We start from the raw sequence: 13,076 nt of genomic DNA, 5'->3' as shown, positions 1-13,076 counted from the left end.
GAGGAGACGGTGAACGATCGACTCGAAGTGGCCGGACGGGCAGCTCATTTCACCGCCCGGCATCGGCGGGCGCGACAACTGCCCCCGCACCGGCTCCCGTCGAATCCGTCGGTGGGTCACACGTGGGTCCGGTCAGGGCTGTCGGGCGAAGCGGCGGCACCTGTTCATACGCCGTGTGTCGATCGCGTTCCGTCGCGCGCCGGAGCGCAGCGCTCACATCGGATACCTGGACTCCGCCACCGGACAGGGGCGTTGACGACGACGTCGGCACCGTCGTGGACGTCTCCGGGTTCTGGGGCCGGCCTCACCACGGCGCCCCTCCCGCCCCTCCCGCGCCGGCCGTGCCGCTCCCGTGCCGCTTCCACGGCGGGCGCGGGAGCAGCACGGCCGGGACACGGCTCACTCCGCGACGGAGGAGCCCTCCTCCCCCGCATGAGCGCCGCGGACCGGAGCCTGAGCGCCGCGCTCGTGGAGGTGGGCTGTCGGTGTGCGGTCGATCCGCAGGCTGAGGAGTTCGGGGCGACTGTAGTGTCCGCGTGCGTCCATCAGGCGCTTGCGCTGGTCGATCAGTGCGAAGTCGAGGTCGGCGATGACCTCGCCCTCGCCGGAGGTGAGCGGTTCCCCGAGAACACGTCCTTCGGGATCGACGATCGCCGTGAAGAACCCTCCGGACAGCGCGGGACCACCGGTGTCCTCGGCGATGCGCCCCACCTGGTCCTGGTCGAGCCATGCGGTCGCGCAGACGACGAAACAGGCGGCTTCCAGGGCGTGCTGACGAATGTTGACCTCGATCTGCTCAGCGAACAGGGCGCCACCGAAGGAACCGGGGTACATCGCGGCGTGGATCTGCTCGCCGTCGACGATCAGCGCGTAGCGGGCCAGGGGCTGGTGGTGCTCCCAGCAGGCGAGCTGGCCGACCCGGCCGACGGCGCTGTCCACCGCACGCAGGCCGGAGGCGTCGCCCTGCCCCCAGACGAGCCTCTCGTGATAGGTCGGCGTGATCTTGCGGCGGCGCTGGATCAGCGTGCCGTCCGCGTCGAACAGGAGCTGCGTGTTGTAGATCGTCCCGCCGTCACGCTCGTTGACGCCGATCGAGACCACCATGTGCGCCTCGCGCGCGGCCCGGGCGATGGCGTCGGTCTCGGCGGACGGCACGGTCACCGACTCCTCCAGCAGGCGCAGCGGCTCCCTGGCCATGGCGTAGGGCGCCTGCACGAAGGAGAAGTACGGGTAGTAGGGGATGACGGTCTCGGGGAAGACCGCGTACCGCACTCCCTTCGTGCCCAGCTCGCGGATCTTCTCGACGACCTTTTCGACGGTACCCGCGCGGCTGTGGAGCACGGGGCTGATCTGGACTGCGGCAGCCTTCACGACGGTCACGGTGGGGCCTCTTCCTTCCTATGAGGGGTCACCACTCGGGGTTCCGGGTGGGCCCGTGCAGGCGGGACCGCCCGCACGGCGCGGGTACTTCGCCGGGCGCGGGGACGCGCCGTGAGCCGGCGCGGCGGTGATCACGGCACCGGCGGACGGGTCCCGCGCGGCGCTGAGCAGGGGCTCCTGGAGCGGCCCGTGGTGGTTCGACGACCTCTCCGACTATTATGGTTTGAATGTCAAACCAATCGCAGCTTACACATCCTGGTTTGGAAAACAAACCGAAGCGGGATTCCCTGGCAGTCGCGCTCGACGCGGTCAGCGACCGGTGGTCCCTGCACATCGTGCGCGCCGTGGCCTTCGGCGCGTCCCGTTACACGGACATCCTGCGAGCGGTGGGAGCGCCGAGGGACGTCCTGTCCTCCCGGCTTCGAAAACTCACCGCGTCCGGGATCCTCCGGCCCCGCTCGCCGGAGAAGGGGCGGCCGGCCGGGTACGAGCTGACCCAGAAGGGCCGCGACCTCGGACAGGTCGTCCTGGTCCTGAAACGCTGGGGCGACGCCCACGGCGGCGAGGGCCTGCCTCCGGTCGACTTCCTCCACGACGTCTGCGGCGAGGTGTTCGTCGCCGAGGTCCACTGCCGGGCCTGCGGGAAGCCGATCCGGTCGGGTGAGTTCTCCGTCCACCGCGCGTCCCCGGACTGCTGACCGCCCGGCGCCGACGGAAGTCACGTCCGTCACACTTTCCCCTGTTCCACTGAGTGCGAGCGGCTCCCCGCGCGTATTCCTCTGCGTACGCCCCCACCAGGGGGCGACGGATCGGCGCGCAAGCCGACAGGCAGGAGGAACGGTGCAGCGTTCGGGCAATGTGATCGGAACACTCTTCGTGGGCGGTGCTCTCGCCCTGACACTCGGCGCGCTCGCCTACCCGGCGATGCTCGGCCTGGACACCGTGTCGACCACGCCCGACCGGGTCATCGCGAACACCCAGTGGGGGCCGCTGACCGAAGGCGAACGGGACTTCGTGGTCAAGGTGCGCGCGGCAGGCCTGTGGGAGCACCCGCTCGGCCAGATCGGCCTGCAAAAGGGCCAGAGCGAGGCCGTCAAGGTCGCGAGCCGGCACCTCGTCGACGGGCACGCCGCCCTGGACACCAGTTGCCGCAAGATCGCGCCGATGCTGAACATCACGCTGCCCAACGTGGCCAGCCCCCAGCAGGAGGGGTTCGTCACCCAGCTGAAGGGCGAGTCGGGGAAGCAGTTCGACGTCGACTTCGCCAACATCCTGCGCATGACCCACGGCTCGATCTTCAACACGATCGCCAAGGTCCGCTCGACCACCAAGAACACGCTGATCCGCGCCCTGGCCAACCAGGCCAACGACACGGTGCTCGACCACATCACGGTGATGGAGAAGACCGGCCTCGTCGACTTCGACACCACGGTCTTCAACCAGACCACCCCGCCCAAGCTGCCCAAGTCCGACATGACCCCGCCGAACCCGGTACCCGGCCAGCCCCAGGTCGTCCTGAGCCCCCCGCCCAACCCGACCTCCACACCGCTGGACCTCAACGCCGCCGTGAACGGAGTGAAGGGGGAGGTCCGGTAGCCCCGCCGGGGCCGGCGACCAGCGGTCCGGCGCCCTCCCGCACGCACGCACGCAGCCTCCGTCGGGCGGAATACTCTGTCGGCATGAGTGACCGAGGGATGCAGGAGCTGGCGCTGCTGCTGCTGACGGCGCTGGCGAACGCGCCGCGTCACGGGTACGCCGTCGCCCAGGAGGTCAAGGCCATGACCGACGGCCGGGTGGTGCCGCGTACCGGGGCGCTGTACGGGGCGCTGGACAGGCTGCTGGCGGAGGGTTTGATCCGGGTGGAGCGTGAGGAGGTGGTGGGCGGCCGGGCCCGTCGGATCTTCGCTCTCGCTCCCGCCGGGCGGGAGCGGCTGGAGGCCGAGGCGGAGCGGCTGGCCGCGACAGCCCGGGAGGTGAGACGGCGTCTGGCCGACGGCGCGGCGGCATCGGCGTGACCGATGTCCTGGCCCGGCTGTATCCGGCCGCGTACCGGGCCGCGCACGGTCAGGAAATCGTGGACGTGCACAGGGAGATGACGGCGGGCATGCCGCGTCCGGCCCGCCTGCGCGCGGACGCCGACCTGGCCGCGCACGCTCTCCGGGTTCGCCTCAGGCTTGACTCGGCGTCGCGCGCGGGGCGTCTCCTCGCCCTGGCCGCCCCGTTCGCGCTGGCGGCCGGTGCGGTGAACAGCGGTCTGCACCTGACGCGCTGGTACGCCGGGCTCGTCCTCTCGCCGGCCCCGGTGAGGGTCCAGCTCTCCACCATGGAGGGTCCGTGGGCCCTGTACCTGCTGCTCTCCCTGCTGGTGTGCGTCGGCGCGGTCATCGCCCTGACCGGCCGGTGGGGGCTGGGCGTGGGAGTGGCCGCGTGCGGGCTGCTGGGGACGGCCGCGCAATGGGCCGTCGGCACACGCGTGTACGACGACGAGGCCGTCTCTCCGGTCGCGGCATTGCTGACCGTCGCCGTCGTCCTCGCGTGCCCTCCGGACCGCCGTGGTGACAGGCGATGGTCGGCGGCCGCCGGAGCCATGGCCGCCGTGGCGTGGTTCCCCGTCGTCGTCGTGGACACCAGGGCCTTCGGTGTGACCACGGACTACGGCGCCTGGCCGATCCTGGTCCTCGCTGTCACGGGGGCCGTCCTCGCCCTCCGCGCGCGCTCCTCCGGTCTGCGCGAGATCGGCGCGATGGCCTTGGCCTCACCCTCCTTGGCCGGCTACGCCTACACGGACGCCTGGGGCGATCTCCGACCCGTTCTCGGCGTCCTCCTTCTCCTGCCGCTCGCGGCCGCGCTCACGGCGCTCTTCCAGACGGTGCGCCGCCCACGCTGACCCGGCCGTTTCCGCCCCGGCCGACCGCCCACTGACAGGCGGTCACTGACGCACGGTCACGGACGCACGACCGCTCACGGGCAGCCGCTGACGGGAGGCCGGCTTCCGCATGCCGGCACGGTGTCCCGGCCGGCGGCTTCCTCGCGTCCGCCACACCGCACCCCTCCGACGTTGCGATAGTCCGTTGAGATGAATACTCTCCTGAGTGTTCTATCCGTGCGCGCCGCCCGGCCGGGCCGGGCGGGCGATCCCGGACGCCCCGGGTGGCGAAGCGCCTTCCCGTGGGGCGCGATCGCCTCGGCCGGTCCCGTCCCGGCAGGGAAGGTCATCGAGTTGCCGTTCACCCTGTCCCACCCCGCGGCAGTGCTGCCGTTGATGCGACGGCCGTTCGTCCCGGCCGCCCTGGTCGCGGGTACGGTGGCACCCGACGTCCCGTACTTCCTGGCCGCCCTCGGCGTGTCCGCGACCAGCCCCCAGGAGTGGTACGAACCCCTCCTCAACGCCTCCGGGACGCACTCCCCCGGTGGGGGCCCGCTGCTCGACCTGCCCCTGGCCATCGGTCTGGTCGCCGCCCACCGGATGCTGCGCGCGCCGGTCACGGCCCTGCTCCCCTCCGGCCTCCGTCTTCCGCCGCCCGAGCGGACGACCGGTCTGCCGGCCAGGGCGCGGTACACCCTGTGGCTGCTCCTCTCCGCCCTGATCGGTATCGCCTCCCACCTGGCGTGGGACTCCTTCACCCACGGCGACGGCTTCCTGGTCGCCCACGTGCGGCCGCTGCGCGCCTCGGCCCTGGGCGGCCTGACGGTCGCCCGGCTGCTCCAGTACGCGAGTACGATCCTCGGCCTGGCGGCCGTCGGCCGCCACCTGTGGGGCCGGCGGGGCCGTCTGCGCACCCATGACCGCGGCGACACCGGTGCGCACCTGGCTCCCGCGACGCGGTGGAGCGTGGTGACCCTGCTGGTCGCGGCCCCCTTGCTGGGCGTCGCCGCGACCGCCCCCGACGACTTCGACGCCTACCGCTACGTGACCGAGGTGGACTACGGCCATCCGGCCACCGTCGACCTGGGCAACGGTACGAGCGAGACCACCTACCCTTCCGAAACGGTCCCGGCCCCGTGGGGCACCCTCGCCGAAGGCGTGCTGACCGGAGCCGCCAGGAGAGCGGGCGCCGCCCTCGCGGTCGCCCTGCTGCTGTACTCCGCCGCCTGGCAGATCGGGACCCTGTCCCGCAAACCGGGCAAGCCAGCCGGCGCCGCGCCCTCACCCCGGCCGGACCATGACGGGACCTGACGGCCGACGGCCGTGGACGAGTTCACCGGCGAGGGGCGCAGACCTGCCGCCACCGCACACGCGGCGCCGTCGCCGCCCCACCCCCGACGACCACCGGTCGGCCCGCGCGCCGTCGTACGCGACCTGACGTCTGCGCCTCGGGCCCCGCGGCGCCGGCCGGGAACAGCCGGTGCGGGCCGAGCGGTTACAGCGGCCGAGGGACCGGCGCCGCAGGGGCGGGGAACACGGAGACCACGGGGTCCGTCCGCCCCACCAGGACCCGGGCCCCAGAATGGCGGTACGCCCGCCGTGCACTCGGACCAAGACGTATTTCCGCAGGAGGACTTTTTCATGACCGACCGGCCCCTGACGCTCATGGCAGTACATGCCCACCCCGACGACGAGGCCACCGGAACCGGAGGGGTCCTCGCGCAGTACGCGGCGGAAGGCATCCGCACGGTTCTCGTGACCTGTACCGACGGCGGTTGCGGTGACGGACCGGGCGGCGTCAAGCCGGGCGATCCCGGGCACGATCCGGCGGCCGTCGCCGCGCTGCGCCGTCAGGAACTCCAGGCGAGCTGCGACGTCCTGAAGATCAGCGATCTGGAGATGCTGGACTACGCCGACTCCGGGATGACGGGCTGGCCGAGCAACGACGCTCCCGGCTCCTTCTGGGGGACCCCCGTCGAGGAAGGCGCCGCCCGGCTCGCGGAACTCATGCGGCACTACCGACCCGATGTGGTCGTCACCTACGACGCGAACGGCTTCTACGGCCACCCCGACCACATCCAGGCCCACCGCATCACGATGGCGGCGCTGGAGATGACCTCGCTGACACCGAAGGTGTACTGGACGACGATGCCCCGCTCGATGATGCAGCGGTTCGGCGAGATCATCCGCGAGTTCAACGAGGACATGCCGGAGCCGGATCCTGCCGAGGCCGCCGCGATGGCCGAGATCGGTCTGCCCGACGACGAGATCACCACGTGGGTGGACACCACCGCGTTCAGCGGTCAGAAGTTCGACGCGTTGGCCGCGCACGCCAGTCAGGGCGAGAACATCTTCTTCCTCAAGATGGGCAAGGAGAGGTTCGGCGAGTTCATGGGCATGGAGACCTTCCTTCGGGTCCAGGACGCCACCGGCGCGGCCGTTCCCGAGAACGATCTCTTCGCCGGACTGCGCTGATCCGCCCGTCCGCCCGGCCAGGGCAGGCTCGTCGCCCGCGCGCCTGTCCGGCCGCGCGGCGGCCGCCACCGGGCCGGGCCGTCGCGCGGTCCGCACCCTTCGCCTCACGGCTTCGTGCCGTCCGGACAGGACGATGAGGCGGGGGCGGAATGCCCGTCCTCAGTCCGGCACGGAGGTCACAAGTCCGGCACGGAGGTCACACCGACGGGGAGAGCCGGACCGGAGCTGTCACGGCGCCGTCCGGACGGACGCCGCGGGAAGCCGTCGAGGTGACACCTCCGGGGCGCGCAGATGCCACACGCGGGCCGGTGGAATGTTGCCCCACACGGTACGGAAGCCGGCGCCGTGGGTCTGCTGGAAGGTGTCCAGCACATGGATGACCCCGCTGTGCCGGGCCAGGCTCCGGGAGGTGCCCACCAGCGCGCGGAGGCGGCCCGTGCCGCGGTATCCGAAGTACGTCAGATGGCCGCCGGGCTTGAGCGCGGTCAGGTACCGCGCGAGCAGGCCGGACACCTCGCCGGGAGGGAAGTTGGCGAACGGCAGCCCGGAGACGATCACGTCGTAACGGGCCTCGGGGTCGAGCTCCGCGACCGGCCCGGCGATCAGCGAAACGCGCTCCCCGTGGGCCGCCAGCCGCGGATCGGCACGCAGGTCGGCCGCGAGCAGACGGGCGAAACGGGGGTTGGCCTCGACCAGGTCCAGGGTGTCCTCGGGGCCGAGCAGGTCCGCCAGCACCCGGGAGACCGCACCGGTTCCGGCACCCACCTCCAGCACGGCACGCGGCTGACCCGTGCGCTGCGCGAGCGGCGCGGCCAGGGCCTCGGCGAGGTACCGGCCGCTGGGGGTCACGGCCCCGGTCGTACGGAAGGTCCGGAACGTCTCGGCGAGGAACAGCCGGCGGTCGGCGAGGCGCCGGGCCGGGGTGCGCCGGACGGAAGAGGTGCGCGTCGGGAGGGAACTCATGGCACGGACGCTAGGCAGCGCCGGGCGCCACGGAATCGGCCGTTGTGCGGCGCCGGCACCCGACGAAAGTCGGGGGTCGGGATGTCCCTTCGTCGGGGGTACGGGTGCAGCATCGTCCCTAGGATGACGAGGTGAGATCCGGTCCGGAACGTGGTGTACCGCTGTGGGTGGAGACGCCCGCCGCGGTGCTGCTCGCCCTGATATCCGTTCTGGAGGGCTTTCGTTCGGCAGGTGACACCCTCGCCGATCCCGCCCCGTGGATCGGAGCCGCCGCGTCGTTCGCGGCGCTCGGCCGCCATCGGTTCCCGAAGGTGGTCGCGGGCCTCGCGTTGGTCTCCGTCTCCCTGGGCTCGGTGGCCCCCTTGCTGGTGACGCTGTACCACTTCGCCTCGCGTGGCCGGCTGCGGGCGGTGTGGGTGTGTCTGGGGGTCGCGCTGGGCGCCGGGCTGCCCTGGCTGGCCGTCGCGCTGGTGCTGGGCCGCCCGCTCTCCTGGATACGGCTGACCACCTGGACGGCCTCCGGCGTCGGGAACGCCGTGCTGGTGGCCCTCGCCCTGGCCCTCGGCATGTGGGCGGGAAGCCGGCGCAGACTGCTGGGCGCGCTGCGGGACCAGGTGGAACAGCTGCGCGTGGAGCACGAGTTGCGCGCCGAGCAGGCGCGGTCGGCTGAGCGGGCCCGCATCGCCCGCGAGATGCACGACGTGCTCGCGCACCGGCTGAGCCTGCTGATGCTGCACTCCGGAGTGCTCCAGCTGCGCGAGGAGGGGATGTCGCCGGTCGGCCGCGAGCGACTGGCTCTGTTGCGCGACACGGCCGGGCAGGCGCTGGACGATCTGCGCGAGGTGCTGGGGGCGCTGCGGTCCGACCGGCCCGCCGGGGCCGAGGGCGCGACACCCGTTCAGGCGCCGGCTCTGCGGGACCTGGACGAGCTGCTCGCCGAGGCCCGGGCCGCCGGTCAGGTCATCGAGTCGGTGGTCTCCGGCGACACGGAGGGCGCGTCCACCAGCCACCGGCTGGCCGTGCACCGGCTCGTACGGGAGGCCCTGACCAATGCTCGCAAGCATGCCCATGACGCGCCCGTCGCGGTGAGCGTGCACTACGGGCCGCCGGTCACCACGGTGGACGTGGTCAACGGGCACGCGGGGCACGGCGGGCTCCTCGGACGGTCCGGTGTCCCCGAGAGGTCCGGGTCTCCCGGAGGTGCCCCGTCTCCCGGAGGTGCCCCGTCTCCCGAGGGTTCTCCAACTCCCGGTGGCTATGGCCTGATCGGTCTGGCGGAGCGGGTCGCGGCGCTCGGCGGTCACCTGCACACCGGTGCCTCCGGTGACGGCTGGCGGCTCTCCGCCCGGCTGCCCTCGTCCTCGTCCACCGCGCCTCAGGTGTTCCGTCCATGATCAATGTCCTGGTCGCCGACGACGACGCCCTGGTCCGGCTCGGCCTCGTCGACCTGCTCTCCACCGACGCGGAACTGACCGTCGTCGCCGAGGCGCCGGACGGCCTGGCCGCCGTCGAACAGGCCGGCCGGCACCGGGTCGACATCGCCCTGGTCGACGTACGCATGCCCCGCATGGACGGCATCACCGCGACCCGCCGGCTGCGCGCGCTCCCGGACCCGCCACGGGTGATCACCCTGACGACCTTCGACCTCGACGAGTACGTCTACGACGCGCTCGCCGCCGGCGCGGACGGCTTCCTGCTCAAGGACACCGCGCCACGTGACATCATCCGCGCGGTGCACGTGGTGGCGGCCGGCCAGGGCATCCTGCATCCGGCCGCCGCGCGTCGCCTGATCGACCGCTTCCACCACGCCGGCCGTCCCCGGGTACTGGAAGCGCGCGCCCGCGTCGGGGGCCTGACGCCTCGTGAGACGGATGTCCTCGCACGGCTCGCCCAGGGTGATTCCAACGCGGAGATCGCGACGGCGCTGGGGATGCGCGAGAGCACCGTCAAGGCACACGTCAGCCGGATCCTCGGCGCTCTGGGCGCGGGCAACCGCGTCCAGGCCGCCCTGCTGGCCCGCGACGCGGGACTGGGCGGCCACGACTGACCGGTTCGTCACCGGTTCGTCGCGGACGGAGGCCGTCCGGCTGTCCCCTGGAAGCGCCGTGACCGGCACCCTGGCGGGGACGACGAGTTCTGCCACCAACTCCCGGATCACCCCAGGGTGTTGCACCGGGTGAGGGGGCGGGCCACGACGGGGGCGAGAATGCCCGCACCGCACCGTCCCGCCCCGTCCCGGCCCGGGGGCACGACCGCTCAGATCACGGGAAGTCCGTGCCGCACCGGCCACGGGAAGTGCGTACCGCACCAGTCACCAGGCCGTCCGTGCTGCACCAGTCACAACGGCATGCGTGCCGCACCGGTCACAACGGCGTACGTGCCACACCGGTCACCAGGCCGTCCGTGCCGCGCCGTCCACCGGGACGCACGTACCGTTCCGGTCGGAGCCGCCCGCGTACCGCTCCGGACCAGAGCACGCACATACCGCTCCGGTTCCCCGGGACGCACGTACCGCTCGGCTATACGCGGTGCCCCTTGAGCTCCTCGCGGTCCTCCCGGTGGCCGCGGCAGAAGTCGTGCCGCCAGCGCCGGTGCTCCGCCGTGGCGGCTGTCGTGGGGAGTTGCGCGTCCTGCGCGGCACACTGCACCCGCTTCGCGCTGTCGACCATCTCGTCGCTGTCGGACGCGGCGTCGGCCAGACTCACGAAGCACAGGACCAGCAGCAGGGCGCCCGCCACGAAGGGCAGCGTTCGGCGTGTGGGAGGCGGCGCCAGCAGGGCCCGTACCCGCTGGGGGACGACCCCGCCCGTCGCCGCGAGGACGCTGGGGCGTGACGCTCCGGCGGACGCCAGGGCGGCTCGCCCGACGGCGCGAGCGACGACCGCGCGGTCGCCGACCTGCGCGGCGGCCTCCTCGTCCGCCCAGCGTTCCAGCACGAACGCGCCGGTGTCCGCCAGCGGCCGCAGCAGCGGGTTCACCGCCGCCGTGAGCCGCCAGAGGGTCTGGAAGCGATGGTGCCCGGCGTTCAAGTGCGCCCGCTCGTGCGCCAGCAGCGCGCCGCGCTCGTCGTCGTCGAGGCACCGCAGCATGCCCCGGGAGACCACGATGCGTCCGGGGTTACCCGCCAGCGCGAACGCCAGCGGCGCGTCGTCGTCGAGTACGGCCAGCTCGGTGTCACCGGGCAGCCGGGCACACTCCCGCCGGGCCAGGGCGGCCTGGTGGATGTGCCGCAGGGCGGCCACGGCCAACAGGACGAGGCTCACGGCCAGGAGCAGCGCGCTGCCGGCCGCGACGGTGAGGTACACCGGGTCGGCGGCTCGCACGGCCCGGACCGACCAGTGGCCCTCGGCGGCGACCTGGGGTATCTGCGCGACGCCGGTGAAGGCCAGCAGGGCCAGCGATGCCGTCCATCCGGCCGCCGTGACGAGCGCGGCGCAGGCCAGGGCCCATGCGGCGGGGCGTGGGGCCAGGCGTCGCGCCGGACGTGGCGCCAGCAGCGTGAGCAGAGCGGATACCAGGAACGGGACGTAGACGCTGATCCGCACCGGCTCAGTGCCTTCCGTCGGACGTCTCGCCGCCGCGCGCCTCGTGCTCGGACAGCAGACTGTGCAGCAACTCCTCGTCCTGTTCGGACAGTTCGGAGACGAAGCGGGTCAGCACCGCCTCGCGGTCCGGTCCGCCCTCCAGGAGCGAGCGCATGCGCCGGGCGGTGTGCGAGGCCTCGTCCCGAGCCGGGGTGTAGGCGTATCCCCGGCCCTCTCGGTACCGGACCAGCATGCCCTTGTCGTGGAGACGGGTCAGGATCGTCAGAACCGTGGTGTAGGCCAGGCCGGCGGCCAGGCGCTCCCGCACCTGACGGGCGGTCATCGGGCCGTCCGCGGCCCAAAGTGCGGCGAGGACGTCGCTCTCCAGTTCACCGCGGGCCCGCCTGCCCGGTCCGCCAGGGGGCTCCTGCCCCCTCGGTTCGCTCACCGTCCGTCTCCCCTGCTCCCGCGTTCCGAACAGCGTACCCGGCGATCTCCTACTAATTGTAGGAGGTATGCTCCGGGCTTCCAAGCGTGAACTACTACATGTTGTAGATCCCGCATGCCCTCTGACGGTGGAGGAACAGCCCATGCCCCACGCCGAACGCATGCTCCCCGGACCCGTGGCCGCGCGCGCCCTGCCGGGCCCGCGCGCGGCCAGGACGCCGCACACGGGCCGGATCGCGATCTTCTCCGCGAGCGTCGGCGCCGGTCACGACGGTGCGGCGGCCGAACTGGCCCGCCGCCTCACGGCGGACGGGTTCACCGTGGACCGCCACGACCTGCTGGACCTCCTGCCCGCCGGACTCGGCCGGGCGGTCCGGACGGGATACCACCGGATGCTCGTCCGTGCCCCGTGGGCCTATCAGCTGATCTACTCCAACAGCGAGCGCGCCGGAGGTGGCGGCCCGGCCGCCCGGGCGCTGCTGCGCGCGGCCGAACACCGGGTGCTGCGCGCCCTGCACCCGGGTACGAGCGCGGTCGTCTCCACCTACCCCGGGTCCAGCCAGGTGCTGGGGCGTCTGCGCCGGGACGGCAGGCTGGCCGTTCCCGTCCTGACGTACCTGACCGACTTCTCCGTGCACCCGCTGTGGGTGGCGGACGGCGTGGACGTGCATCTGGCCGCCCATCCGGTGACCGCCGCCCAGGCGCGTGCCGCCGGGGCCCGGACCGTGCGGGTGTGCGGGCCGGTCACCGACCCGCGGTTCCGGCCCTGCACCGGGGCGGAACGCGCCCGGGCCCGGGCCGGATTCGGACTGCCGGAGAAGGCCGCGCTCGCGCTGCTGGTCGCCGGCTCGTGGGGCGTCGGGCCTGTCCGGCAGGTGGCCCTCGAACTGCGTGACTCGGGCGCGGTCGTCCCGGTGGTCGTCTGCGGCCGCAACGAGGCGCTGGCCGCACGGTTGCGCGCCGAGGGCATCGAGCACGCCTACGGGTGGGTCGACGACATGCCCGCCCTGATGAACGCCGCCGACGTCCTGGTGCAGAACGCGGGCGGCCTGACCTCGCTGGAGGCGTTCGCGGCGGGGCTGCCGGTCGCGAGCTACCGCTGCATACCGGGTCACGGCCTGACCAACGCCGCCGCGCTCCACGAGGCCGGCGTGGCGGTGTGGATCCGTGACCCGGCGGATCTGAAGGCCGTGCTCACCGATCTGACGGACGGCGCACTCGGGGCGCGGCAGCGCGAGGCCGCCCGCGCCCTCTTCCCCCGAACTCCCGGCCAGGGCCCGGCGGCGGAGATCGCACGGCGGCACCGGCGCGGCCCGGTGCCGCGGCGGCCGGCGTCCACCCCGTCGCGAAGGGCACCCCGCCGGCTCGCCGCCACGGTCGCGGTCGCGTGTGCCGTATGGGCGGGCGCCGTGGTCACGGGA

The 13,076-nt window shown here is 73.0% G+C and carries 13 protein-coding genes; 9 read left to right on the top strand and 4 right to left on the bottom strand.

All coding sequences use genetic code 11. From position 1 onward, the window contains the following. Window positions 1-399 precede the first annotated feature (399 nt). Window positions 400-1,380: a nitrilase-related carbon-nitrogen hydrolase gene (locus tag ACFV2J_RS36995; protein ID WP_385086419.1), complete on the bottom strand. Its 981-nt coding sequence runs from the start codon at window positions 1,378-1,380 to the stop codon at window positions 400-402. A gap of 260 nt (window positions 1,381-1,640) precedes the next feature. Between ACFV2J_RS36995 and ACFV2J_RS36990 the strand changes: the two genes are divergently transcribed. The 6 genes from ACFV2J_RS36990 to ACFV2J_RS36965 all read left to right on the top strand — a co-directional run bounded on the left by ACFV2J_RS36990 (window position 1,641) and on the right by ACFV2J_RS36965 (window position 6,721). Further along, window positions 1,641-2,078 (top strand): winged helix-turn-helix transcriptional regulator, encoded by a 438-nt coding sequence (locus ACFV2J_RS36990; protein WP_385084510.1) that lies wholly within the window; start codon window positions 1,641-1,643, stop codon window positions 2,076-2,078. 178 nt (window positions 2,079-2,256) lie between these two features. After that, window positions 2,257-2,976, top strand: a complete 720-nt coding sequence (locus ACFV2J_RS36985; RefSeq protein ID WP_385084556.1) for a DUF4142 domain-containing protein — start codon at window positions 2,257-2,259, stop codon at window positions 2,974-2,976. Between the two features lie 83 nt (window positions 2,977-3,059). Next, the gene (locus tag ACFV2J_RS36980) at window positions 3,060-3,395 is read left to right on the top strand and encodes a PadR family transcriptional regulator (RefSeq protein WP_385084512.1); all 336 of its coding nucleotides are present in this window, start codon (window positions 3,060-3,062) and stop codon (window positions 3,393-3,395) included. Further along, the gene (locus ACFV2J_RS36975; RefSeq protein WP_385084514.1) at window positions 3,392-4,267 is read left to right on the top strand and encodes a hypothetical protein; all 876 of its coding nucleotides are present in this window, start codon (window positions 3,392-3,394) and stop codon (window positions 4,265-4,267) included. The genes ACFV2J_RS36980 and ACFV2J_RS36975 overlap by 4 nt, the downstream gene beginning before the upstream one ends. A 189-nt stretch (window positions 4,268-4,456) precedes the next feature. Further along, window positions 4,457-5,557 (top strand): DUF4184 family protein, encoded by a 1,101-nt coding sequence (locus ACFV2J_RS36970; RefSeq protein ID WP_385084516.1) that lies wholly within the window; start codon window positions 4,457-4,459, stop codon window positions 5,555-5,557. 330 nt (window positions 5,558-5,887) lie between these two features. Next, entirely contained in the window at window positions 5,888-6,721 is an 834-nt protein-coding gene (locus ACFV2J_RS36965) for a PIG-L family deacetylase (RefSeq protein ID WP_385084518.1), read from the top strand. A gap of 228 nt (window positions 6,722-6,949) precedes the next feature. Here ACFV2J_RS36965 and ACFV2J_RS36960 read toward each other — a convergent pair whose 3' ends face one another. Continuing rightward, a complete protein-coding gene (locus ACFV2J_RS36960; protein WP_385084520.1) occupies window positions 6,950-7,684 on the bottom strand; it encodes a class I SAM-dependent methyltransferase in 735 nt (244 codons plus the stop codon). Between the two features lie 131 nt (window positions 7,685-7,815). Here ACFV2J_RS36960 and ACFV2J_RS36955 point away from each other — a divergent pair, with 131 nt between their 5' ends. Both ACFV2J_RS36955 and ACFV2J_RS36950 read left to right on the top strand, forming a co-directional pair. Then, window positions 7,816-9,078: a sensor histidine kinase gene (locus ACFV2J_RS36955; protein ID WP_385084522.1), complete on the top strand. Its 1,263-nt coding sequence runs from the start codon at window positions 7,816-7,818 to the stop codon at window positions 9,076-9,078. Then, complete coding sequence (locus ACFV2J_RS36950) at window positions 9,075-9,731, top strand: response regulator (RefSeq protein ID WP_385084524.1); 657 nt, start codon at window positions 9,075-9,077, stop codon at window positions 9,729-9,731. Before ACFV2J_RS36955 ends, ACFV2J_RS36950 begins: the two co-directional genes overlap by 4 nt. A 472-nt stretch (window positions 9,732-10,203) precedes the next feature. On the opposite strand, the gene ACFV2J_RS36945 is transcribed toward ACFV2J_RS36950, so the two are convergent. Continuing rightward, entirely contained in the window at window positions 10,204-11,229 is a 1,026-nt protein-coding gene (locus ACFV2J_RS36945; protein ID WP_385084526.1) for a M48 family metalloprotease, read from the bottom strand. A gap of 4 nt (window positions 11,230-11,233) precedes the next feature. Next, window positions 11,234-11,656, bottom strand: coding sequence for a BlaI/MecI/CopY family transcriptional regulator (locus ACFV2J_RS36940; protein ID WP_385084528.1), 423 nt, complete (start codon window positions 11,654-11,656; stop codon window positions 11,234-11,236). Window positions 11,657-11,798: 142 nt separating this feature from the next. Here ACFV2J_RS36940 and ACFV2J_RS36935 point away from each other — a divergent pair. After that, window positions 11,799-13,076 (top strand): glycosyltransferase (locus ACFV2J_RS36935; protein ID WP_385442840.1); only part of this gene is annotated, 1,278 nt, incomplete at its 3' end.

Source organism: Streptomyces sp. NPDC059668 (assembly GCF_042734135.1).
Taxonomy (GTDB): domain Bacteria; phylum Actinomycetota; class Actinomycetes; order Streptomycetales; family Streptomycetaceae; genus Streptomyces.
Note: the sequence above shows the minus strand (reverse complement) of the source record. Positions and strands in the feature narration are given on the sequence as shown.